A 22,411-nucleotide genomic window follows, 5' to 3' on the forward strand; every position below is an offset into this window, starting at 1 on the left:
TTGATGATTAGCGATGTGACCTGCGGGAGGCTTTATTGGCTACCTAGCCTACGATTTTGGTCGACACGTCGAGGTTTTGCCTGCCAGAGCGAAAGACGATCTTAATCTGCCGGATGCCGTGCTTGGACTGTACTCTTGGGCACTGATTACCGATCATCTGCTGGGTACCAGCCAGCTTGTGTTTCATCCTGCACTAGCGCAAACAGAACTTGAACGACTGTGCCAGCTATTTAGCAAATCTGAGCTCGTGGTTCATTGCGATACCTTCACATTGCTTGGAAAGTTCGAGACACCATCGCCCTTAATGCTGGAGTTCGGAAGGTGAGTTCGCCGTACGCTTACTGTCAAAGCAATCTAACGCCAAGGCTGCTGAAACTACTCAAAACCCATGAATTCACTCTCCATGCATCGAGATTTCAGCACGCAAATTATTCGCAATCACGAACCCTGACAGCTGTACAAACATCACAACCAAGATACTAACAAAACAGGCACCACGAACAGACAACGCACTCCAAACCCAATAACTTGTGCTCCCCAGCCTTTGCATTAAACCCATCTCACCGATCGCTGCAACAACAAACGAGATCATCAACAGCAGAACAACCAAGACCACATTCAAGACAACCTCGCGCTTTAGATCAGTTAAGGTAGAAATTACTAGAGAGTACTTTTCAGGCCTTTGAGATTTTAGCTTTTTCGGCACATCCTTCATAACTCCTTCGACATAATTGAAAAACGCAAAAGACATTGCCCCGAACAAAGCACCCAAAACATACAACACCGTATTGGCCCCACTAAAAACAGAGCTAGCCTCACCTCTTGTACCCCATAGAAGAAAAAAGGAAAGCCCCAGCGAAGCAAAAAAAACAAAAAACAGACGAAGCATATTAACGCCTCAACGTTTGCCCTATAACTGAGAAAACATCAGCCACTATCCTAGCATCATTGCCAGCCCTTCCAGGAGCAGGCTCCCCAGTCTCAAGCTCTAACTGAGCCTCCTGCAAAACCACTTCAGCCGAAGGAACATCCAAGTCGATCCGAACTATCGCAGAACTACTTTTGTGCGTTTTTTTAGGAGAGTACTCCCCCTCAGTGGTGACACTCCACTTACCTTCGCCTTCCTCGATATAGTCCAAATAATCCTCGATAGGATTTTTCGGAACTTTCAGGTCACCATATTCATTACTTAAAGTAACTTTAACCTCTTCCTGTCCAAAAAGCTCTTTCATGGCCTTAAGAGCATCACGAGCTTTAACATTCGTTTCCAATATATTCGGAGAAATCAGATCAAGCTCAACCTCGTAGATCTTCTTATGAGACCTAACTATATTCCAAAACTCCCCCCTGATGGTTTTTGGCTCAATAAAAATTGAATAATTATACTCATCCAAAATCGGTCCTTTCAAACCAGCATGAACAGCATTCGCAATCTGCTCTTCAGTACCAAACCGCCAATCATGATGTACAAAAATATACTGATCAACGATATCCACAATTGTTATTACAGGAACCCAATCATCAGCATCATGGGAAATGATATCACCCGGAATTTTGTCACCGACCTTAGTTATTTTATGCTTGGCCGTCTTCCCTAATAAAAACCTACCCCTCGGAAATTCATCCGCGACAGGCTCAACAAACGAAAAGCCTACAAAACTGTACCTAACCTTATTTCGCAAGAACTCGCGCCCATCATCCTGTAACGCAGAGACAACAGCTGCCCCTTTGGGATTTGGCAAAGCCTTTGAAACAAGCGTACCTTGTTTATTCTCAATCAACGAATATCGCAGAACTAAAAACGACTTGAATCCCTTCACAGAAACACCCTTGCAAACTTATTAGAAACGCAGAAAATATTGATAACGTACCTTTTTTTCACAATGATATCAATATAATATCACACCTCTAGTAGCTACCCCCACCCTTGGCAAGCAACTGAAGTCGATCCGGGATCAACTACTGAGGTCAAGCTCTGTTCATGAGCCCCTACTTCTACAGAAAGCTCTCAGAACCTCCTCACGCGAGGGTAAGCTTTTCTCTCCATCAGCAGGAGTCATTTTAAAGCCCGCCAGACGCAGACTGGCCGCATAGTTGGATTGGCGAGTCTTGGCAGCATAGGCTTTCTTGGCTTCCAAACTGAGAGCCCCCATGACGAGTCACCTCACGTACATTGATCAGACAATTTTATCCGATCATCACCTACAACCCCATGCCGACCAAACTCAAGATTTCCCTAAAATGACCAACAGCCAGAAACAACAAACCACCCGAAGGTGGCTCTGTCATCGAATCACGCCGAAGATACAACGCTCCAATAAATCACATACGTTTTTCAAGCACCTCAAAAAACCGCTTGGCCCAAGGCGAAGCCTCACTCACCTTGGCCGGGTCAATCAACGCCAACAATTTGAAGGAATGCTCGCCCTTGCCGTACTGATCCTTGGATTTGCAATTACGAGTCGCCTCAGCAAAGGCATCGTAGACACGCTCCTTAGCCACACGCTCAAGAGAATTGCCCAGAGCCGGCAGTTTATTTTCCTGATAACCCTGCCCGAAAAACTCCCTGAGCACCTGCCGGTCCGCCAGCAACCAGCTTTCCATGCATTGCACCATCAGCTGACACTGCCAGTCCTCGGAGCCCTCAGGCTTTTTCCAACCATCCCCCTGGCGCTGCAGCAGATGTTGCCATGGCAACCAGTTGGCGCGATCGGCAATCTCGCGCGCATCACCTGGTTGCGCTGCTGCGATCACCGGCGCTTCGCTATCTATCAGCAACATGGCCTTCTCGCCATTGCGTATCGCGGTGCAGAAAGAATCGTAGGCGTCGTTGCGACTGCCGCAGGCCACTATCCTGGGCATACGTCCTTTGAAACCAGCCTTGTCCAGAAGCTTCGAAAAGCCCTCACGGCAAGCCGTTCTCAATGAAGCTGCACTCCCCCCTCCTTCGACATAGAGCTTCACCAGCGCGTCCCTCCGATTTCACCTCGCGTCCATAGCTGACCCAGTCGGTATTTCTCCAACCAAGGCTTGAGCTTCTCGGCATTCAAGCGTGTAAGTGTGGTGCCAGATTCCGTTTTCTCCGCCACCAGGACAGATTCGGGCTGATCGCTCATGGCATCCACCAGCACATCGGAATGCGTGGTCACGATCAGCTGAGTCCGCGTCGACGCCTCTTTCAGCAGGTCCGCCAACGTCGGCAAAATATCCGGGTGCAGCCCGAGCTCAGGTTCTTCAATACAGATCAGGGGTGGGGGGGTGGGGTGACACAGAACAGCCAGGAGGCACAGATAACGCAAGGTACCATCTGACAGGCGAGTCGCCGGCACCGTGATTCCACCCTCGTGGAAAAATACTTGTACCGTACCTCCCTCAATCTGTACGTCATAGTCATCAATACCACTGTAAAGCGCCTGCAACGCCGTCAACAGCCGTCGTTTAACAGCCGGATCTCGGCGCAGCCGGTTAAGCACCAAACCCAGGTTGCTGCAGTCCGGCTCTAGCACATCATTGGGCAGGTCCGCCTTTTGTGGCAGCCGAGGCGCGGTATAACGGCCGAAACTCCACTCTCTATAAAGCCGAATCTTGCCAAGCGTCTGCCCCAGGTAGGTCACTTCCGGGTACTGATCCGGGTCACGACGCTGGGAAAGGATGGACTTTTCCAAGTCCACATCTTCCTGTTGCAGGGAACGACTGCCCCCACCCTTCAGATTAAGTACCGGCCGGCCACCGTTGAAGTGATAGAAGAAATATGGCTTGGCGTGATGCGCTCCATCCGGCGTTTCGTTCTCGACGCGCTCATCCGAGATCTCGAAACGCTGTCCGACCTCTGTGAACGCCAGTTGATAACGCAGGTTTTGCGGCCCCTTGGGGTGGGCGATCACAAAGTCCAAGGCAGCAATTGGCGTTCCCTTCGCACCTTTCCAGAGCCAATCGCGAACACCACCGCCTTCACGGATAGGCTTCGACAGTTGCTCCGGCGCACTGCGCAACAACTCGATGGATTCCAGCAGGTTGGACTTGCCCGAGCCGTTCGGCCCGATGATGACATTCAGCGGCTTCAAGGGGACAGCTGTGGATGAGGCGCCAAAGCTGAGAAAGTTCGCCAGTTGGATGGAGTGGATCAGCATTGCGTCTGCTCCCTGATATGCGTCATTGACCTGCCGAATCGCAGCACCGCCCAGGATGATGGAACAGATGGCGTCGCTCGGAAAGTCAATTATCCCAAAAACAACAAAGCCACCCGAAGGTGGCTCTGTCATCGAATATTGGTCGGGACGGAGTGATTCGAACACTCGACCCCTTGCACCCCATGCAAGTGCGCTACCGGGCTGCGCTACGCCCCGACACTGAGTAGCTGTGCTTCCAAACCTCTGAAAGCGATTAGGAATTTAACCTAAGCTTTTGAATTTTGGAAGTATTATTTCCAAAATAATTTACTTCTTCAGCACCACCAGCACATCCTCCAGCTCGGAGATCATCTGGCGGATCAGTTGCCTGTACTGGGTGCTGTCATCCTTGGCCTCGTCACCGGAGAGGCGCTGACGCGCCCCGCCGATGGTGAAACCCTGGTCGTACAGCAAGGCGCGGATCTGGCGGATCATCAGCACGTCGTGGCGCTGGTAATACCGGCGATTGCCACCTCGCTTGGCGGGGTTGAGTTGAGGAAACTCTTGCTCCCAGTAACGCAGCACGTGCGGTTTGACCGCACACAGCTCGCTGACTTCACCAATGGTGAAGTAGCGTTTGCCTGGGATCGGCGGGAGCTCGTCGTTATGACTTGGTTCCAGCATAGGCCTCAACTCGGGCTTTCAACTTCTGCCCTGGACGAAAGGTGACCACACGGCGAGCCGTGATCGGGATTTCCTCTCCCGTTTTTGGATTGCGGCCAGGCCGCTGGCGTTTGTCGCGCAGATCAAAATTGCCGAAACCCGACAGTTTGACCTGCTCGTTGTCTTCGAGCGCGTGACGGATCTCTTCAAAAAACAGCTCGACCAATTCCTTGGCCTCGCGCTTGTTAAGACCCAACTCCTCGTAGAGACGTTCCGCCATTTCAGCTTTCGTCAGAGCCCCCATACGTCACTTCCTTAACGTGGCGTTCAACCTGGTTTCAAGCGAGGTGAGGATATTGTGCGTTGCGGAGTTCACCTCATCGTCATTAAGAGTGCGCGATGGATGCTGCCAGGTCAAGCCAACGGCAAGGCTTTTTCTATGAGGATCAATGCCTTTACCCTCATATACGTCAAAAAGCCTGAGGTCCGTCAGCCATTCGCCTGCATTTTCCCGAATGACTTCCAGCACGGCACTGGCCGCCACGCCTTTGTCTGCCAGCAGGGCCAGGTCACGGCGCACTTCCGGGAAGCGCGACAGCTCGCTGAACTTCGGCATCTTGCCCGCCGCCACTTCCGCCAGCACCAGTTCGAAGACGAACACCGGACGATCCAGACCCAGGGTCTTGGACAGTTCCGGGTGAATGGCGCCCAGGAAACCGACCAGGTTGCCGTCACGCTCGATGCGTGCAGTCTGGCCCGGATGCAGCGCAGGGTGTTGGCCCGGCACGAAGGTGAAGCTGTCCAGTGCACCGGCAGCGCCCAGCACCGCTTCCACGTCAGCCTTGACGTCGAAGAAGTCGACCGCGTCGCGACCCTGTGCCCAGCCTTCCGGCAGACGGCTGCCGCAAACCACGCCGGAGAGCATCGGCTCTTGCTTCAGGCCGTCGAGCTGGCCGACAAAACGCAGGCCACTTTCGAACAGGCGTACGCGATCCTGCTGACGATTGAGGTTGTGCTGCAGCACCTTGACCAGGCCCGGCCACAGCGACGAGCGCATGGCAGCCATGTCGTTGGAGATCGGGTTGGCCAGCAGCAGAGGCCCGACGCCTGGGCTGAACAGCTCGAACTGCTTCGGATCGATGAAGCTGTAGGTGATCGCTTCCTGGTAACCACGGGCCACCAGCAGGCGGCGCAGCTCAGGCAGGCCGCTACGGGCTTCAGCCTTGGCTTTTGGCGCCAGGCGGGCTTGCGGGTAACGAACCGGCAGGCGGTTGTAGCCGTACAGGCGCGCCAGCTCTTCGATCAGGTCGACTTCCAGGCTGATGTCGAAGCGGTGGCTTGGGACTTCAACGGTCCACTGCCCTGCCCCGCTGGCGGTCACGCCCAGGTCCAGACCGGTCAGCAGGCGCTCGATTTCGCTCGATTCCAGCTCCAGGCCCAGCATCTGGGTGACGCGCTCGGCACGCAGGGTGACCGGTGCAACAGACGGCAGGTGCGCTTCGCTGACGGTTTCGATGATCGGGCCGGCTTCGCCGCCAGTGATTTCCAGCAGCAGGCCAGTGGCGCGCTCCATGGCCTCACGGGCCAGTTGCCAGTCCACGCCACGCTCGTAGCGGTGCGAGGCGTCGGTGTGCAGGCCGTAGGAACGAGCCTTGCCGGCGACGGCGATCTGATCGAAGAACGCGCTTTCCAGGAAGATGTCGCGCGTGGTGGCAGTGTTCACGCCACTGTGCTCGCCCCCCATCACGCCGGCAATTGCCAGGGCGCGGCTGTGGTCGGCAATCACCAGGGTATCGCTACGCAGGGTGACTTCCTGACCGTCGAGCAGTACCAGCTTCTCGCCTTCTTCGGCCATGCGCACACGGATGCCGCCGTTGATTTCGGCGAGGTCGAAGGCATGCAGCGGCTGGCCCAGCTCGATCATCACGTAGTTGGTGATGTCGACGGCGGCGTCGATGCTGCGCACGTCGGAACGACGCAGGCGCTCGACCATCCACAGCGGGGTCGGCCTGGACAGGTCGACGTTACGGATAACGCGACCCAGATAGCGTGGGCAGGCGGCCGGCGCGAGGACTTCGACCGGACGCACTTCGTCGTGCACCGCTGCCACAGCAGGCACGCTTGGGCGCGCGACGTCAGCGGCGTACAGCGCGCCGACTTCACGGGCCAAACCGGCCAGGGACAGGCAGTCGCCACGGTTCGGGGTCAGGTCGACCTCGATGCTGGCATCGTCCAGGTTCAGGTAGGCACGAATGTCCTCGCCCACCGGCGCATCGGCGGCCAGCTCGAACAGGCCGTTGTTGTCTTCACCGATCTGCAGTTCGACCTGCGAGCAGAGCATGCCGTTGGATTCGACACCGCGCAGCTTGGCCTTCTTGATCTTGAAGTCGCCCGGCAACTGGGCGCCGATCATGGCGAACGGCACTTTCAGGCCAGGACGCACGTTCGGCGCGCCGCAGACTACCTGAAAGGTTTCCGTACCGTTGCTGACCTGGCAGACGCGCAGTTTGTCGGCGTCCGGGTGCTGTTCGGTGCTCAGTACTTCACCGACCACCACGCCGCTGAATTCGCCGGCGGCCGGGGTCACGCTGTCGACCTCCAGACCCGCCATCGACAGACGAGCCACCAGCTCGTCGCGGCTTACCTGCGGGCTTACCCAGCCACGCAGCCATTGTTCACTGAATTTCATCCTGTTCTCCCAATAGATTCGTGACGACTAGCGAAATTGCGCGAGGAACCGCAAGTCGTTGTCGAAGAACAGACGCAAGTCGTTCACGCCATAACGCAGCATGGCCAGACGCTCAACGCCCATGCCGAAGGCAAAGCCCTGGAACTCTTCCGGGTCGATGCCAGACATGCGCAGCACGTTCGGGTGCACCATGCCGCAGCCCATCACTTCCAGCCAACCGGTCTGCTTGCACACGCGGCAGCCTTTGCCGCTGCACATCACGCATTCCATGTCGACTTCGGCCGAGGGCTCGGTGAAGGGGAAGTAGGACGGGCGGAAACGCACCGCCAGCTCTTTCTCGAAGAACACCCGCAGGAATTCCTCGATGGTGCCTTTGAGGTCGGCGAAGTTGATGTCGCGATCGACCAGCAGGCCTTCGACCTGGTGGAACATCGGCGAATGGGTGATATCGGAGTCGCTGCGATACACGCGGCCTGGGCAGACGATGCGGATCGGCGGCTTCTGCGATTCCATGGTGCGCACCTGGACCGGCGAGGTGTGGGTGCGCAGCAGCATGTTCGCATTGAAATAGAAGGTGTCGTGCATCGACCGGGCCGGGTGATGGCCTGGGATGTTGAGCGCCTCGAAGTTGTGGTAATCGTCTTCCACTTCGGGACCTTCGGCGATGCCGTAGCCGATGTGGGTAAAGAATTGTTCGACTCGTTCCAGAGTCCGGGTAACCGGGTGCAGACCACCCGAGGTCTGGCCACGACCAGGCAGGGTCACGTCAATGGACTCGGCGGCGAGCTTGGCGCTCAGTTGCGCCTCCTCGAACGACGCCTTGCGCGCATTGAGAACCTCTGTGACACGCTCCTTGGCGACATTGATCAGGGCGCCGAATTGCGGACGCTCTTCTGCCGGCAGGCTCCCCAGGGTCTTCATCACCTGAGTCAGCTCGCCTTTCTTGCCAAGGTAGTGAACCCGGATTTGCTCCAGGGCATTGATGTCTTCAGCGCTTTGCACAGCCTCAAGTGCTTGAGAGACCAGTGCGTCCAGGTTTTCCATGTACAGACTCCAGATACGAAATAGGGGAAGAGCCTGAAGGCTCTTCCCCTATTTACTGACGTTTAACACCGAAGCCCGCGAATACGAACCTCGGTGATTGTCGGGGGACTTAGGCCAGAACGGCTTTAGCTTTCTCGACAATCGCAGCAAACGCCGCTTTTTCGTTCACTGCCAGATCAGCCAGAACCTTACGGTCGATTTCAATCGACGCTTTTTTCAGGCCCGCGATGAAACGGCTGTAGGACAGACCGTTGATACGCGCACCAGCGTTGATACGAGCGATCCACAGAGCGCGGAACTGACGTTTTTTCTGACGACGGTCACGGTAGGCGTATTGGCCTGCCTTGATTACCGCTTGCTTGGCAACACGGAATACGCGCGAGCGTGCACCGTAGTAGCCTTTGGCAAGTTTCAGAATTTTCTTGTGACGCTTACGGGCAATGACGCCACGCTTTACACGAGCCATGAGTTACTTCCTCTATTCTTGATCCAAAAATTAACGAAGGCGCAGCATGCGCTCGACTTTTGCCACGTCAGACGGATGCAGCAAGCTGCTACCGCGCAGTTGACGCTTACGCTTGGTCGACATTTTGGTCAGGATGTGGCTCTTGAAAGCGTGCTTGTGCTTGATACCGTTAGCAGTTTTCAGAAACCGCTTAGCAGCACCACTTTTGGTTTTCATCTTTGGCATGTTCGGATACTCCGCATTCAGTTGATAAACATAATCAGAAGGCCTGCCGTGCCCTGTTGATTACTTCTTCTTTTTCGGGGCGATGACCATGATCAGCTGGCGTCCTTCCATCTTAGGATGCTGTTCGACCGAGCCGTATTCTTGCAGGTCAGTTTCAACCCGCTTGAGCAGCTCCATCCCCAGCTCCTGGTGGGCCATCTCACGGCCGCGGAATCGCAAGGATACCTTGGCCCTGTCCCCGTCACTCAGGAAACGTACCAGGTTGCGTAGTTTTACCTGGTAATCCCCTTCCTCCGTCCCTGGACGAAACTTGATTTCTTTAACCTGCACTTGCTTCTGGTTTTTCTTCGCAGCAGCAACTTGCTTCTTCTTTTCGAAGATCGACTTGCCGTAGTCCATCACCCGGCAGACGGGTGGCACTGCATCGGCGGAGATTTCCACCAGATCCAGCTTGGCTTCTTCGGCAATTCGAAGCGCTTCATCAATCGAGACGATGCCAATCTGCTCGCCATCAGCGCCAATTAACCGAACCTCGCGTGCCGAGATATTCTCGTTGATCGGGGCTTTCGGTGCAGCTCGTTTATCTTGTCTCATATCACGCTTAATAATAATTACTCCGAATCTTGGCGACCACGCCGGGAAACCGCTTGCGCGAGCAGCTCAGTGAACTGGGCGACGGGCATCGAGCCCAGGTCAGCACCTTCACGAGTACGCACAGCGACAGTTTGCGTTTCGACTTCCCGATCTCCGATAACCAAAAGATAGGGAACCTTGAGCAAGGTATGCTCGCGGATTTTAAAGCCGATTTTCTCATTTCTCAAGTCGGACTTGGCACGAAATCCGCTTTCGGCCAGAGATTTTTCCACTTCGAGGGCAAAATCGGCCTGCTTGTCGGTGATATTCATCACCACCGCCTGGGTTGGCGCCAGCCAGGCCGGGAACGCACCTTCGTAGTGCTCGATCAGAATTCCGACGAAACGCTCGAAGGAACCGAGGATCGCCCGGTGCAACATCACCGGATGTTTACGGCTGTTGTCTTCGGACACGTATTCGGCGCCCAGACGGATCGGCAGGTTGAAGTCCAGCTGCAGGGTACCACACTGCCAGACACGACCCAGGCAATCCTTGAGCGAAAACTCGATCTTCGGTCCGTAGAAGGCGCCCTCGCCCGGCTGCAGGTCATAGGCCAGACCGGCGCTGTCGAGCGCCGCGGCCAGGGCGTTTTCAGCCCGATCCCACAGCTCGTCGGAGCCCACGCGCTTTTCAGGGCGGGTCGACAGCTTCATCTGGATGTCCTTGAAGCCGAAGTCGGCGTAGACGTCCATGGTCAGCTTGATGAAGGCGGCGGATTCGGCCTGCATCTGATCTTCGGTGCAGAAGATGTGGGCGTCGTCCTGGGTGAAGCCACGCACGCGCATGATGCCGTGCAGCGCACCCGACGGCTCGTTACGGTGGCAGGCACCGAACTCGGCCAGACGCATCGGCAGCTCGCGGTAGCTCTTCAGGCCCTGATTGAACACCTGCACGTGGCACGGGCAGTTCATCGGCTTGATGGCGTAGTCGCGGCTTTCCGACTCGGTGGTGAACATGTTTTCGGCGTAGTTGGCCCAGTGCCCGGATTTCTCCCACAGGGAGCGATCGACCACTTGCGGGGTCTTGATCTCCAGGTAGCCGTTGTCACGCTGCACCTTGCGCATGTACTGCTCGAGCACCTGGTACAGGGTCCAGCCGTTGGGGTGCCAGAACACCATGCCCGGGGCTTCTTCCTGGGTGTGGAACAGACCCAGGCGCTTGCCGATCTTGCGATGGTCGCGTTTTTCCGCTTCTTCGATACGCAGGATGTAGGCGGCCAGTTGCTTCTTGTCCGCCCAGGCAGTGCCGTAGACGCGCTGCAACTGCTCGTTCTTGGCATCGCCGCGCCAGTAGGCACCGGACAGCTTGGTCAGCTTGAACGACTTGAGGAAACGGGTGTTCGGCACGTGCGGACCGCGGCACATGTCGACGTATTCTTCGTGGTAGTACAGGCCCATTGCCGTTTCGTTCGGCATGTCCTCGACCAGGCGCAGCTTGTAGTCCTCGCCACGCTGGGTGAACACGTCGATGACTTCGGCGCGCGGCGTGACCTTCTTGATCACGTCGTAGTCCTTGTCGATCAGCTGGTGCATGCGCGCTTCGATCGCCGCCAGGTCGTCCGGGGTGAAAGGACGCTCATAGGCGATGTCGTAGTAGAAGCCTTCGTCGATGACCGGGCCGATCACCATCCTGGCGGTCGGATACAACTGTTTGACCGCATGGCCAACCAGGTGGGCGCAAGAGTGACGAATGATCTCCAGCCCCTCTTCATCCTTGGGCGTGATGATTTGCAGCGTGGCGTCAGCATCGATCAGGTCACAGGCGTCGACCAGTTTGCCGTTGACCTTGCCGGCCACGGTGGCCTTGGCCAGGCCGGCGCCGATGGAAGCGGCAACTTCGGCTACGGAAACCGGGTGATCGAACGAACGTTGACTGCCGTCGGGAAGAGTAATGGTGGGCATGGCGCCTCCTCTCCTAGTGGTGACCCCTACCAAAGGTCACGTGGGTTGGGATGAGCAGCCAGTACGCGATCCGTCCAGCCGTTCAGTGAAGAACGCCTGCCGCACAGTGGCAGGAGCCGTAAGGCCAACCGGAAACGAACCAGAGTGACTGGAGTTCACGAAAAAGGTTGATGGCACGGCTTCGTCCGGGGAACCCCGCTACGACGCCGAAAAAAAGCCAAGGCGCGGATGCTAACACAGATGAACGGTCATCGCCTCGCCTGGAGCACAAACTGCTAGAGTCACCAGGTTTCATCTGCCATCGGTGAACTTGAGTTGCCCTCGAGCCCTCAAACACCCCGTAAGCGACGTTCAGTTCACGTTTTTCCAAAGGAGTACGAACATGCGCCTGACCCACCTCCTCGCCCTCGCCGCGCCCATCGCCCTGCTGCTGCCCCTGAGCGCACAGGCCGCCTGGCCCAACGGCCAGCGCGAGGCTTACATGAAGGACTGCACCATCGCCGCCAACCGCAGTGTCGACCTCAAGACCGCGCAACAGCATTGCGCCTGCAGCGCCGACCAGCTCAACGACAAGTTCACCAGCGCCGAACTGGCCGAACTGATGCACCCCAAGGACCCCAGCAAGGGCCCTAGCAAGGAGTTGCAGACCAAAGCATTGCAAGTCGTTTCAGCCTGCCGGGTGAGCAAATAACCGGGCAAATGCCGGGATTGCTCCGCGCTTCAGAGGCTAAAAGTCGTTATTTCACACATTTTATGCAGTTTTTACGGCTTTTTTTCTCACAGCCGTTTTTTGCTGAAAGCCGCTTAAACCGTGGCTTTCAGCCGATCAGTGCGGTAAAGAAAGCGCGACTGATTGGCAATCAGCCGCTGAGGGGGGCTCCCAAGTCGAACATTTCGACTATGATAGGCCCGTGTGCCCAGTTGGCCTGAGCAGCACAGCACTACTGAAAATATATGTTTCTTGGAGATACACCATGTCTAATCGCCAAACCGGCACCGTAAAATGGTTCAACGATGAAAAAGGCTTCGGCTTCATCACTCCTCAAGGTGGCGGTGACGACCTGTTCGTACACTTCAAAGCTATCGAAACTGACGGTTTCAAAAGCCTGAAAGAAGGCCAGACCGTCTCGTTCGTGGCTGAGAAAGGCCAAAAGGGTATGCAAGCTGCACAGGTTCGTCCGGAGTAAGTTTTCCGCGAACTAAAAAAACCCCGCCTCATGTGCGGGGTTTTTTATTGGCTTTTATTTCAGTACCGAGAGATTGGGCGGCAGCGTAACCGTCAGCGGGATGACCTCCCCTCCCCTGAAAGCAGCTCTCTTGCCATCTCCATTGCCTGTTCACGCGAAGCAGCAAGGAGTAGAGGGTAGCCCCAGAACTTGGCAAAAACGACCGCAAATGCCTTGAAACCCAGGCGCTTTGCCGAGCTGGATTCGACCATAATCATCGCCAGAACCCACTTGCGCAATTCGACCTTATGTTTCTTCATCCAGAGTGAAGTACGTTTCTTTTCTTCAGGCGTGTGCTCATGACCTTCGGTCGGCACGACATCGCTCAGGAGCACGAACGGTTCGCCGCGCTTCAGGTTGACCTCGAATTCCTCGAAGTCCTTTTCAGGATCATTTCCAGGTTCGTGCGAAAGATTCATCCAGACATACGGAAAGTTCGAGCTATTGATCGACATCACGTGCTCCTTTACTCATGAGGTGGCGCCATGCGGCGACGATGGCGCATACGCCGGGAAGGGCGATGAAAAACACGGCCGAGAAAGCGATATGCCCTCCATCCCTGAGCCCGTCGAAGACACCTCCAGCGGTGTTCAGGACAACCATCAGGCCGCCAAGAATCAGTGCGGCCCATTGCGTCCTGGTGCTCCCGACCAAGGCAAGCAGGACCGTGGTGATCCAGGAGCCATAGAACACCGAGACCATCCACAGCGCGCTGGCATCGAAAGTGATAGCGGGCATCGCGCCGTGCGTCACCACATAGTCGTTGACGAAGGAGAACGACTGCAGCGTCACGAACAGTACGGCGCCGACGGCTGTCGTCAACCAGAACAAGGCAACCCTGTTTTGTCGGTGGGTCACGGTGACGCAAGACCGCTGGGCGGGAGGGGAATGAGACGACATGGCACTTTCTCTCTGGCGAAGGGTGAGATGCTTGGGATTTGGGATGTGCGCTGCTGTCATGCTCACAGCTTGTAGTTCAGCGTCACCATCATGTTGCGCGGTGCGCCATAACTGACGGTGTCGAAATCGCCTTTCTGCAACGCGTACTTCTTGTCGAGCACGTTGTTGACGTTAAGGGCTACGTCGATCTTCTGCGTAATGGCGTAACGCCCCAGCAGTGACACCAGGGCATAAGAACCCTGCTCCCCGCCCAGCGTGCTGGTGCCGGTGTTGGCCGCCTCGTAGAAGCGGCTTTGCCATTTGACGCCCCCGCCCAGCGTCACCTTGCTCCACTCTCCCGGCAACTGGTAGGTGCTGAAAAGCTGGGCCGTGGTACGCGGTATTTGCGAATTCAAGCGCACGCCATCGCCGTCTTTTGCGGTGAAGCTGGCAATACCGGCGTAGATGTTCCAGCCGCGCGTCAGCTCGCCCTGCAGATCCAGCTCGACCCCGTGAGACTTCGTCCCATCGGAGCCGGTATAGGCTTGGGCTCCGCTTGGCGTGTAGGTGCCCGCGACGATCTGCGCCGCGTTGTCCAGCTCGGTCTCGAACAAGGCGACCGACGCATTCAGACGCTTGTCGAGGTACTGTCCTTTCAGGCCGATTTCCTTGGTCTTACCTTTGGACGGCGTGAGCACGTTGCCCTTTTCGTCCCTGTAGTCGGTCTGCGGGTTGAAGATGCCCGTGTAGCTGACATAGGTCGAGTAGGTATTGTTGATGTCGTAGATAAGGCCGGCGTACGGGGTGAATTCACTGGTCTTGTTGTAGTGGAACGGCACACCACTGACGCTCTCGTCGATTTCATAGTTGCTGAAGCGGCCACCGACGACGAGTTTCAAAGGGTCGGCCAGAGAAAACCGGGCGGCGCTGTAGACACCACTCTGCTTGATGGTGGTGCGGGTCGGTATCCAAGCCTGAGCATTGAAGTCGGGCCGGGGAAAGGCTGAGCCCAGGTCATAGACATTGACCGGAATAAAGCTTGCGTAGAACGGAGAGATATCTTCACTGCTGGACGTGCGACGTGAACTCGTCGCCCCCACCACCAGGTCATGCTGGCGGCCCAGCATATCGAATGGACCGCTCGCCATCACGTCGAAGGTGTTTTGACGGCTGCGACCGTCGGACGCCAGCGCTACCGGATAGGCCCCAGAGGGAAAGGTGCCCAGCCCTGTGGCGCGATCGGGACGGCCGACCAGGCCGAGCAGTTCGGCATCGTATTCGGTGCGGTACTGGTTGGCGACGGCCCGCAGTTTCCAGCCGTTGTCGAAGCGGTGCTCGACCTCGGCAAACGCTGTTTTAAGAGTGTTGTTCCAATGACTCCAGTCCTGCGCGTAGGTCTTGGAGCGTGAGTACTGCGCCTGCGTGCCATCGCTGAACCATAGCGGCAGCCCGCCCCAGGTCGAGCCTGTCGGCGTGATGTTCTGATAGTCATAACCCACACTCACCGTCGTATCCGGGGTCAGGTCTGCCTCGATGATCCCGTAGAACGAATTCCTCTGCGGCTTGTAGCCGTCGATGTACGAGTGTCCGTCCTGGTTCGTTCCGACCATGCGCGCACGGATCCGACCGTCCTCGGTCAACGGCGTCGATACGTCGGCCATTTCCCGCTGGGTATCCCAGCTTCCTGCACCGAGCGAGGCGGATGCTGAGAACTCAGGGGTCGGCCGTTTGCGCACCAGGTTGATGGCGGCCGAAGGATTGCCGGTGCCGGTCAGCAAGCCGGAGCCGCCGCGTACGACCTCGACACGATCATAGAACGCGGTATCGAGAGAACTGATGCCACTCCCATTGACAATGTCGCCCACGACCGTGGGTATGCCGTCGTACTGAACGTTGTTGATCAGAAATCCACGCGAATAGAAACTCGTCCGCTCGCTGTCGGACTGGTACGACGCGATGCCGGTGGTGTTCTCCAGTACGCTCTGTACCGAATTCAATTGCTGGTCGTCCATGCGCTGGCGCGTGACCACTGTCACCGACTGCGGTGTTTCCTGCAGCGACAGCGGCAAGTGCGTGGCCGCCGACGTCTCATCCGTCGTGTAGGAGCCTGTACCCTCGGTCACCGCCGCATCCCCGCGGCCGGTTACGCTGATGGCCGGCAAGGTCAGCTCCTCCTGGGACGCCCCCCCGCCAACCTGGTTTTGGACCTGCGCTGGCTCGGCGGCGAATGCGCCCTGCGCACTGATGAGAACTGCCGCCGCAACTGCCGAGCCCAGCACGGTGCGGGGCGCGCTTCTGATCCCACCCCTGTACGGCCCATCCAGATGAGGATAGACGGCGGGCTTTGCGCGCATATCAATTGGCCAACGGGACTTCCCAGCAGTCGTGAGGGCGGTCATCAACAATACTCATTTGCATTTAGATACCCTATTTAACAATAGAGACAAGGGGAAACGATGTCGCAACCAAGCCAGATTGTTATTCGATTAGGCCAATCATGATTACTCCCAGCGCAATGGCCGTATTGAGAAACATTCTGACCTGCTTTCGCAATGCTGCAATTTTTTAATGGGGGTAGGCTGCGCTTGATTGCGGTTTGCCATGCCTGAGCACAGCGTGCTTGGCCGGCCGAACAAGCACTTTGTTCTTACGAGGAAATCCCCTTATGTCCCCTCCTAGCCTTTGTATATCGGCTCTGTACCGTCGGCCAAGCGCGCCATTAACACCAGTGATTGTGGAGAGGAACGCATGAGTAACGCCGCCCTCCCCTATGCCAAGTCCATTGCCATAAGCGTTGTTGGCCTCGTCGTGGTCTTCGGCTTGCTGTATGCCTGGCGCACCGCCCGCAGCGGTGGCGCTGAATACCCCACCCTGCCGCCGATGCCGGTTTCAACACTGCGCGCCGAACCTCGTGGCGTGGCCGAGCAGTTGCAAGCCGTCGGCAGTTTGCAAGCCGTGCGCGAAGTGCTGTTGGCCCCCGACACGTCGGGCCGCGTGACCGCCATCAATTTCGAGGCCGGCCAGACCGTCAAGGAAGGGGCAGTGCTCATTCAGCTCTATGACGCCCCCGAACAAGCGGATCGCGCGGCGGCTGCGGCCAAAGCCGATTTCACCCAGTTGCAACTACGGCGCTCGCAGGAACTGACCCCCACCGGCGCCGAGCCGCGTGAGTTGCTCGAACAACGCAAGGCAGAGGCCGCTCAGGCCGCCGCGGCAGTCCGGCAACTGGACGCACGTATCCAGCAGAAGAGCATACGTGCGCCGTTCTCCGGTCAGCTCGGCATCCGACGCGTCAATCCCGGTCAGTATCTCAATGCCGGTGAAGTGATCGCCACACTGACCCAGCTCGACCCGCTCTACGTGAACTTCATGCTCCCCCAGCAGGACTTGCCCAAGCTGACGCAAGGTGCGCTGGTGCAGGTCACGGTAGACGCCGCTCCGGACCAGGTGTTTACCGGCAGGATCAACAGCATCGAACCACGCATCGACGGCGAAACCCGCAATGTGGCCGTACAGGCACTCTTGTCCAATGACGACCGGCTCCTGAAGTCCGGCATGTATGCAACCGTGCGGCTGACGTTGCCCGCTACGACCGACAGCATCGTGTTGCCGCTGACGGCGATCCAGACATCCGCCTCCGGTGATGGCGTGGTGCTCGTCCAGGATGCTGACGCTCAGGGAATTGGCAAGGCGGTCGCCGTACCGGTCATCACCGGTCGGCAGCTCGGCGAAGACGTCGTTGTGACCGAGGGCGTCAAGGCCGGCGACATCGTGGTGATGGCCGGTCAGAATCGGCTGCCGCCCGGGGCGATGGTGAAGATCAATATGCCCGCAGCGGCTGTCGCAACGTCGCCAGCGGCCCCGGCGGTCGCCTCCGCCGCTGGCGCACGGTAGAGGACGGCATCATGCATTTCACCGACATCTTCATCCGCCGCCCCATCCTGGCACTCGTCGTCAGCTTGTTGATCCTGCTGATGGGCGCCACCGCCATGTTCCTGCTGCCCGTGCGGCAGTATCCCTATCTGGAAAACGCCACTATCACGGTCAGCACCACGCTTCCGGGGGCAACTCAGGACGTGATGCAGGGTTTCGTCACCACGCCAATTGCGCAGTCCATCGCCACGGCCAGCGGCATCGAATACCTCAGTTCGACCACCAAACAGGGCAAGAGCGAGATCAAGGCGCGTCTGGTGCTCAATGCCAACGCCGATCGAACGATGACCGAAATCCTCGCCAAGGTGCAGCAGGTCAAGTACCAGTTGCCGGCGGGCGTCACCGATCCGGTCATCAGCAAGTCCACCGAAGGCGGCACTGCGGTGCAATACATTGCCTTCTATAGCAAATCCCTTTCGATCCCGCAGGTGACGGATTTCGCGTCCCGGGTGGCGCAGCCGTTGCTCACCAGCATTCCCGGTGTGGCCTCGGTCGATGTCTTTGGAGGCCAGGCGCTGGCGATGCGTATCTGGATCGACCCGGTACGGTTGGCCGCACATGGACTGTCGGCCGGCGAGATTTCGGCCGCGCTGCGCGCCAACAACGTGCAGGCTGCGCCGGGCCAGCTCAAGAGCTCGCTGACCGTCACCAATATCAACGCGGCCACCGACCTGCGCGGCGTCGAGGACTTCCGCCAGATGGTCGTCAAATCCAGCCCTGGGGGCGGCGTGGTGCGGTTGTCGGATGTCGCCACGGTGGAAATCGGTGGCCAGAACTACAACAACCTGTCATTCGCGACAGGCGTCCCTGCGATCTTCGTTGCCCTGCAGCCCACGCCCGATGGTAACCCTCTGGAGATCGTCAAGCAGGCCAACGAACTGCTGCCCAAGATTCGCGCGATGGCGCCGCCGGGGCTCACCGTCGCCCCCAACTACGACGTGGCACGTTTCGTCAATGCGTCCATCGAGGAAGTGAAGCACACGCTGGTCGAAGCCATCGTGATCGTGATCGTGGTGATCTTCCTGTTCCTCGGCACCTTCCGCGCGGTCATCATTCCCGTGGTCACTATCCCGCTGTCGCTGGTCGGCACGGCGGCACTGATGCTGGCCTGCGGTTTCTCGATCAACCTGCTGACATTGCTGGCGATGGTGCTGGCGATCGGCCTGGTTGTGGACGATGCCATTGTCGTGGTGGAGAACATCCATCGCCACATCGAGGAAGGACTGTCACCCGCGCGAGCGGCATTGCTCGGCGCTCGCGAAATCGTCGGGCCGGTGATCGCCATGACCATCACGCTGGCAGCAGTCTACGCCCCTATCGGCATGATGGGAGGGCTGACAGGCGCACTGTTCAAGGAGTTCGCGTTCACGCTAGCCGGCTCGGTGATCGTCTCGGGAGTCGTCGCACTGACGCTCTCGCCGGTGATGAGTTCAATGCTGCTCAGTTCCAAGCAAGGCGAAGGGCGGCTGGCGAAGCGAGTCGAGCACTACATGGAAGGTCTGACGGTGTGCTATGGACGCATGCTGGCCCACACCCTGGCCGCTCGCGGCGCGGTTCTGCTGGTCGGCGCGGTCGTGCTGGCGGCTATCGTGGTGTTGTTCTTGGGCACCCGTCACGAACTGGCGCCGACAGAAGACCAGGGCGCCATCATCGTCGTCACCAAGGCGCCGCAATATGCCGGCGTGGGCTACACCGCCCGTTATGCCCAACAGATCGAAAAGCTGTTCGAGTCGATCCCGGAGTTCGATAGCAGCTTCATGCACATCGGCGACTATCCCGGCGGCCAGAACATGATGATCGGCGGCGCGATCCTCAAGGACTGGTCGGAACGCAAGCGATCGGCAACCGAAATCCAGGGCCAGATTCAGGCGGCTGGCGGCGCCATCGACGGCGAGACGCTGACCGCCGTGCAGTTGCCTGCGCTGCCCGGTTCCAGCGGTGGCCTGCCGGTGCAGATGGTGCTGCGCTCGCCCGACGACTTCAAGACGCTGTACGAGACCGGCGAGAAGATCAAGGCTGCCGCCTATGCCAGTGGCCTATTCCTCTACGTGCAGAATGACCTGTCCTACGACAGCCCCCAGGCGCACATCACGATCTACAACGCGAAGGCCAGCGAAATGGGCGTGACCATGCAGTCGATCGCCGACACGCTGGCCGTGCTGGTCGGCGAGAACTACGTCAACCGCTTCAACTTCCATGACCGCTCTTACGACGTCATCCCGCAGGTGCTCGGTAGCGAGCGCATGACGCCGCAAGACCTCGGGCGTTTCTACGTCAAGGCGACCTCCGGCGCCCTGGTGCCGCTGTCGACCGTGACCAGCGTCGACATGCGTGCGCAGGCGAACCAGCTCACCCAGTTCGGCCAGATGAACTCGACCACGCTGGAAATGCTGCCAGCGCCGGGCGTCAGCATGGGCGAAGCGATTGCGTTTCTGCAATCGCAGCCACTGCCGTCTGGCACCAGTGTGGACTGGCTCAGCGACAGCCGCCAGTTCGTGCAGGAAGGCAACAGCCTGCTGGTGTCGTTCTGCTTCGCACTGGCGGTCATCTTCCTGGTACTGGCAGCGCAGTTCGAAAGCTTGCGTGATCCGCTGGTGATCCTTGTGACGGTGCCGCTGGCGATCTGCGGCGCGCTGGTACCGCTGTGGCTGGGCTATGCGACGCTGAACATCTACACCCAGATCGGACTGGTCACGCTGATAGGGTTGATTTCCAAACACGGCATCCTGATGGTCACCTTCGCAAACCATATCCAGCAACACGAAAACCTGAGCCGCATCGAGGCTATCGAGAAAGCGGCGGCGGTGCGCATGCGTCCTGTGTTGATGACAACTGCAGCGATGGTCGCGGGCCTGGTGCCCTTGCTTTTCGCAAACGGAGCGGGCTCTGCCAGCCGCTTCTCCATCGGAATCGTGGTGGTGATGGGCATGATGATCGGCACCTTCTTTACTCTGTTCGTACTGCCCACCCTCTACAGCTTCATTGCCAAAGATCATCGGGTATCAGCGCAAAGTGGCCGCGCCCGCGAACTTGCTACTGCGGAGGCACCCGATGTCGCACTCTAAACCGATCCTTACCCTGTCTGCTGCTTCGCGTGCGCCCACATTCTTCTCGCGCCGCGTTGCCTTGATGGCGATCATCACTGCCATCGCTAGCGCGGGCTGCACCAGCGGCCCTGACTATCACCCTCCGGCAACACCTGAAGCCGCAATAGGCGCCTTCGTCAGCAAGCCGGCCGATACCGATGCATCTGCCTCAGCACTGGCGGGCTGGTGGAAGTTGTACAACGATCCCGCGCTCGACAATCTGGTGCAGGAAGCCCTGTCGGCCAATACCGATCTGCGCATGACACTGGCCAACCTCGACCGTGCACGGGCCATCTACAAGGAAGCGCGCGGTGGCCTCTTCCCCTCGACCAATGTGTCCGCCGGCCTGGGCTCTGGCCGCGACCAGAGCACATGGACCGGTACCGGCCAGGCGCCCACACAGTGGAGCTACAGCGGCGGGCTCGACATTTCTTACGAAGTCGACCTGTTTGGCCGGGTCAGGCGCGACATCGAAGCAGCACGCGACGATACCGATGCAGTCGCTGCTGCTCATGATGCAGCCAAGGTCGTCGTCGTCGCCGAGACGACAAGGGCCTACATGGACGCCTGTACCTATGGCGAATCCATCGACGTTGCGCACTCGTCCATTGAACTGGCTCAGCGCAGCCTGGATCTGATCAGCCGCCAGGAACACGCAGGCTCGGCTTCGCATCTGGATGTGGAACGGGCCGGCGTTACGCTTGCCCAGGCACAGGCCACCTTGCCGCCGCTGCAGGGGCAGCGGGATGCCACGTTGTTCGAATTGGCTGCGCTGATGGGGCGCACGCCCTCGCAAGTGCCCGAGTCTGCGCGCACCTGCAGCAAGGCACCACAGATCGCCGGGGCACTGCCCATCGGTGACGGCACCGCACTGCTGCGTCGCCGCCCGGACTTGCGTCAGGCCGAGCGCCAACTGTCCGCCGATACCGCACGCATTGGCGTGGCGGTGGCCGACCTGTATCCACGCGTCACACTGGGCGCTTCGGCGAACTACCTGCGCGACGACTATCTGAAGGGCAACCGCACATGGTCGTTCTCTTTGGGGCCGCTGATCTCCTGGAGTTTCCCCAACACGATGGTCGCACGCAGCCGTATCGCGCAGGCCAAGGCGCAAGCCGCGGTGTCGTTGGCAACCTTTGATGGTGCAGTACTGAATGCGCTGAAGGAGTCCGAGCAATCCTTGAGTGCCTACGGTGCGGCCATGCAGCAGCGTCAGGCGCTGATCGAAGCGCGTGACCGGGCCGACAAAGCCTTCCAACTGGCAGACCAGCGCTACCGCGCCGGGTCAATCGGCTACCTTGACGTGATCGTGGCACAGACCAGTCTGATCGACGCAAGATCGCAGGTGGCCGCTGCCGATCAGCGCGTAGGTTCCGCACAGGTCAGCGTGTTCAAGGCACTTGGTGGAGGATGGGAACAGACCGCGAAGCAGTAGCCAAGACGGGCACTTGCGAGGGGGGGCCCCCACCCTCGCGCGCTCCAGGCAATCAAACCGGAAACGCTAAACGAGCCGTACGAAACACGGCAATGTCATTGTGGCGCGCGACGGGTTTTCAT

Annotated in this window: 21 protein-coding genes, 1 tRNA gene and 1 pseudogene; 6 read left to right on the forward strand and 17 right to left on the reverse strand. The window is 58.3% G+C overall.

What is annotated here, in order from left to right; genetic code table 11:
- Positions 1 to 22: 22 nt before the first annotated feature.
- Positions 23 to 238 (forward strand): annotated as a pseudogene (pabB, locus tag BLU37_RS25655) (aminodeoxychorismate synthase component I); the annotation flags it as partial.
- A 156-nt stretch (positions 239 to 394) separates the two neighbouring features.
- Here the strand turns inward: pabB and BLU37_RS25660 are convergent.
- The 14 genes from BLU37_RS25660 to thrS all read right to left on the reverse strand — a co-directional run bounded on the left by BLU37_RS25660 (position 395) and on the right by thrS (position 11,730).
- Complete coding sequence (locus tag BLU37_RS25660) at positions 395 to 889, reverse strand: hypothetical protein (RefSeq protein WP_090210124.1); 495 nt, start codon at positions 887 to 889, stop codon at positions 395 to 397.
- A gap of 1 nt (position 890) precedes the next feature.
- Positions 891 to 1,820 (reverse strand): hypothetical protein, encoded by a 930-nt coding sequence (locus tag BLU37_RS25665; protein ID WP_090210126.1) that lies wholly within the window; start codon positions 1,818 to 1,820, stop codon positions 891 to 893.
- Between the two features lie 159 nt (positions 1,821 to 1,979).
- Complete coding sequence (locus BLU37_RS29625) at positions 1,980 to 2,153, reverse strand: YhfG family protein (RefSeq protein ID WP_090210128.1); 174 nt, start codon at positions 2,151 to 2,153, stop codon at positions 1,980 to 1,982.
- Positions 2,154 to 2,322: 169 nt separating this feature from the next.
- Complete coding sequence (locus BLU37_RS25675) at positions 2,323 to 2,964, reverse strand: DUF4276 family protein (RefSeq protein ID WP_090210130.1); 642 nt, start codon at positions 2,962 to 2,964, stop codon at positions 2,323 to 2,325.
- Positions 2,961 to 4,295 carry an AAA family ATPase gene (locus BLU37_RS25680; RefSeq protein WP_157696413.1) on the reverse strand — a complete coding sequence of 445 codons (1,335 nt, stop codon included), beginning with the start codon at positions 4,293 to 4,295 and terminating at the stop codon, positions 2,961 to 2,963. Before BLU37_RS25680 ends, BLU37_RS25675 begins: the two co-directional genes overlap by 4 nt.
- A tRNA-Pro gene (locus tag BLU37_RS25685) sits at positions 4,270 to 4,346 on the reverse strand. Before BLU37_RS25685 ends, BLU37_RS25680 begins: the two co-directional genes overlap by 26 nt.
- A 90-nt stretch (positions 4,347 to 4,436) precedes the next feature.
- Entirely contained in the window at positions 4,437 to 4,793 is a 357-nt protein-coding gene (locus BLU37_RS25690) for a MerR family transcriptional regulator (protein ID WP_019363545.1), read from the reverse strand.
- Entirely contained in the window at positions 4,774 to 5,076 is a 303-nt protein-coding gene (gene ihfA, locus BLU37_RS25695; protein ID WP_002553164.1) for an integration host factor subunit alpha, read from the reverse strand. Before ihfA ends, BLU37_RS25690 begins: the two co-directional genes overlap by 20 nt.
- A gap of 3 nt (positions 5,077 to 5,079) precedes the next feature.
- Entirely contained in the window at positions 5,080 to 7,461 is a 2,382-nt protein-coding gene (gene pheT, locus BLU37_RS25700; protein WP_090210134.1) for a phenylalanine--tRNA ligase subunit beta, read from the reverse strand.
- Positions 7,462 to 7,488: 27 nt separating this feature from the next.
- Complete coding sequence (pheS, locus tag BLU37_RS25705) at positions 7,489 to 8,505, reverse strand: phenylalanine--tRNA ligase subunit alpha (RefSeq protein ID WP_019363481.1); 1,017 nt, start codon at positions 8,503 to 8,505, stop codon at positions 7,489 to 7,491.
- Positions 8,506 to 8,614: 109 nt separating this feature from the next.
- Positions 8,615 to 8,971: a 50S ribosomal protein L20 gene (rplT, locus tag BLU37_RS25710; RefSeq protein ID WP_010443727.1), complete on the reverse strand. Its 357-nt coding sequence runs from the start codon at positions 8,969 to 8,971 to the stop codon at positions 8,615 to 8,617.
- Positions 8,972 to 9,001: 30 nt separating this feature from the next.
- Complete coding sequence (rpmI, locus tag BLU37_RS25715) at positions 9,002 to 9,196, reverse strand: 50S ribosomal protein L35 (protein ID WP_002553160.1); 195 nt, start codon at positions 9,194 to 9,196, stop codon at positions 9,002 to 9,004.
- A gap of 60 nt (positions 9,197 to 9,256) precedes the next feature.
- The gene (gene infC / locus BLU37_RS25720) at positions 9,257 to 9,808 is read right to left on the reverse strand and encodes a translation initiation factor IF-3 (RefSeq protein ID WP_172833141.1); all 552 of its coding nucleotides are present in this window, start codon (positions 9,806 to 9,808) and stop codon (positions 9,257 to 9,259) included.
- The gene (thrS, locus tag BLU37_RS25725) at positions 9,808 to 11,730 is read right to left on the reverse strand and encodes a threonine--tRNA ligase (RefSeq protein WP_010443724.1); all 1,923 of its coding nucleotides are present in this window, start codon (positions 11,728 to 11,730) and stop codon (positions 9,808 to 9,810) included. The genes infC and thrS overlap by 1 nt, the downstream gene beginning before the upstream one ends.
- Before the next feature lie 382 nt (positions 11,731 to 12,112).
- Here thrS and BLU37_RS25730 point away from each other — a divergent pair, with 382 nt between their 5' ends.
- Both BLU37_RS25730 and BLU37_RS25735 read left to right on the forward strand, forming a co-directional pair.
- Positions 12,113 to 12,421: a hypothetical protein gene (locus tag BLU37_RS25730; protein ID WP_019363482.1), complete on the forward strand. Its 309-nt coding sequence runs from the start codon at positions 12,113 to 12,115 to the stop codon at positions 12,419 to 12,421.
- A 283-nt stretch (positions 12,422 to 12,704) separates the two neighbouring features.
- Complete coding sequence (locus BLU37_RS25735) at positions 12,705 to 12,917, forward strand: cold-shock protein (protein ID WP_007956027.1); 213 nt, start codon at positions 12,705 to 12,707, stop codon at positions 12,915 to 12,917.
- Positions 12,918 to 13,009: 92 nt separating this feature from the next.
- On the opposite strand, the gene BLU37_RS25740 is transcribed toward BLU37_RS25735, so the two are convergent.
- The 3 genes from BLU37_RS25740 to BLU37_RS25750 all read right to left on the reverse strand — a co-directional run bounded on the left by BLU37_RS25740 (position 13,010) and on the right by BLU37_RS25750 (position 16,234).
- Entirely contained in the window at positions 13,010 to 13,411 is a 402-nt protein-coding gene (locus BLU37_RS25740) for a hypothetical protein (protein WP_090210136.1), read from the reverse strand.
- Positions 13,398 to 13,787 carry a hypothetical protein gene (locus BLU37_RS25745; protein WP_232000409.1) on the reverse strand — a complete coding sequence of 130 codons (390 nt, stop codon included), beginning with the start codon at positions 13,785 to 13,787 and terminating at the stop codon, positions 13,398 to 13,400. Before BLU37_RS25745 ends, BLU37_RS25740 begins: the two co-directional genes overlap by 14 nt.
- Positions 13,788 to 13,918: 131 nt before the next feature.
- Positions 13,919 to 16,234, reverse strand: a complete 2,316-nt coding sequence (locus tag BLU37_RS25750) for a TonB-dependent siderophore receptor (protein ID WP_090210138.1) — start codon at positions 16,232 to 16,234, stop codon at positions 13,919 to 13,921.
- A gap of 349 nt (positions 16,235 to 16,583) precedes the next feature.
- On the opposite strand from BLU37_RS25750, the gene BLU37_RS25755 reads away from it, so the two are divergent.
- Genes BLU37_RS25755 through BLU37_RS25765 form a run of 3 tightly spaced genes read left to right on the forward strand, consistent with a single transcriptional unit; the run spans position 16,584 to position 22,289 of the window.
- Complete coding sequence (locus BLU37_RS25755) at positions 16,584 to 17,729, forward strand: efflux RND transporter periplasmic adaptor subunit (RefSeq protein ID WP_090210141.1); 1,146 nt, start codon at positions 16,584 to 16,586, stop codon at positions 17,727 to 17,729.
- Between the two features lie 11 nt (positions 17,730 to 17,740).
- Positions 17,741 to 20,833, forward strand: coding sequence for an efflux RND transporter permease subunit (locus tag BLU37_RS25760; protein WP_090210143.1), 3,093 nt, complete (start codon positions 17,741 to 17,743; stop codon positions 20,831 to 20,833).
- Positions 20,820 to 22,289, forward strand: coding sequence for an efflux transporter outer membrane subunit (locus BLU37_RS25765; RefSeq protein WP_232000410.1), 1,470 nt, complete (start codon positions 20,820 to 20,822; stop codon positions 22,287 to 22,289). Before BLU37_RS25760 ends, BLU37_RS25765 begins: the two co-directional genes overlap by 14 nt.
- The last annotated feature ends 122 nt before the right edge of the window (positions 22,290 to 22,411 follow it).

It is taken from the genome of Pseudomonas asplenii (assembly GCF_900105475.1).
GTDB classification, from domain to species: Bacteria; Pseudomonadota; Gammaproteobacteria; order Pseudomonadales; family Pseudomonadaceae; genus Aquipseudomonas; species Aquipseudomonas asplenii.

What these genes read in the sequence shown, in the direction of transcription:
- BLU37_RS25740 (WP_090210136.1), bottom strand. Translation starts at nt 13,411, where the DNA reads ATGTCGATCAATAGCTCGAACTTTCCGTATGTCTGGATGAATCTTTCG.
- BLU37_RS25735 (WP_007956027.1), top strand. Translation starts at nt 12,705, where the DNA reads ATGTCTAATCGCCAAACCGGCACCGTAAAATGGTTCAACGATGAAAAA.
- BLU37_RS25760 (WP_090210143.1), top strand. Translation starts at nt 17,741, where the DNA reads ATGCATTTCACCGACATCTTCATCCGCCGCCCCATCCTGGCACTCGTC.
- BLU37_RS29625 (WP_090210128.1), bottom strand. Translation starts at nt 2,153, where the DNA reads ATGGGGGCTCTCAGTTTGGAAGCCAAGAAAGCCTATGCTGCCAAGACT.
- BLU37_RS25750 (WP_090210138.1), bottom strand. Translation starts at nt 16,234, where the DNA reads ATGACCGCCCTCACGACTGCTGGGAAGTCCCGTTGGCCAATTGATATG.
- ihfA (WP_002553164.1), bottom strand. Translation starts at nt 5,076, where the DNA reads ATGGGGGCTCTGACGAAAGCTGAAATGGCGGAACGTCTCTACGAGGAG.
- pheT (WP_090210134.1), bottom strand. Translation starts at nt 7,461, where the DNA reads ATGAAATTCAGTGAACAATGGCTGCGTGGCTGGGTAAGCCCGCAGGTA.
- BLU37_RS25660 (WP_090210124.1), bottom strand. Translation starts at nt 889, where the DNA reads ATGCTTCGTCTGTTTTTTGTTTTTTTTGCTTCGCTGGGGCTTTCCTTT.
- BLU37_RS25755 (WP_090210141.1), top strand. Translation starts at nt 16,584, where the DNA reads ATGAGTAACGCCGCCCTCCCCTATGCCAAGTCCATTGCCATAAGCGTT.
- rpmI (WP_002553160.1), bottom strand. Translation starts at nt 9,196, where the DNA reads ATGCCAAAGATGAAAACCAAAAGTGGTGCTGCTAAGCGGTTTCTGAAA.
- pheS (WP_019363481.1), bottom strand. Translation starts at nt 8,505, where the DNA reads ATGGAAAACCTGGACGCACTGGTCTCTCAAGCACTTGAGGCTGTGCAA.
- BLU37_RS25730 (WP_019363482.1), top strand. Translation starts at nt 12,113, where the DNA reads ATGCGCCTGACCCACCTCCTCGCCCTCGCCGCGCCCATCGCCCTGCTG.
- BLU37_RS25690 (WP_019363545.1), bottom strand. Translation starts at nt 4,793, where the DNA reads ATGCTGGAACCAAGTCATAACGACGAGCTCCCGCCGATCCCAGGCAAA.
- thrS (WP_010443724.1), bottom strand. Translation starts at nt 11,730, where the DNA reads ATGCCCACCATTACTCTTCCCGACGGCAGTCAACGTTCGTTCGATCAC.
- rplT (WP_010443727.1), bottom strand. Translation starts at nt 8,971, where the DNA reads ATGGCTCGTGTAAAGCGTGGCGTCATTGCCCGTAAGCGTCACAAGAAA.
- BLU37_RS25765 (WP_232000410.1), top strand. Translation starts at nt 20,820, where the DNA reads ATGTCGCACTCTAAACCGATCCTTACCCTGTCTGCTGCTTCGCGTGCG.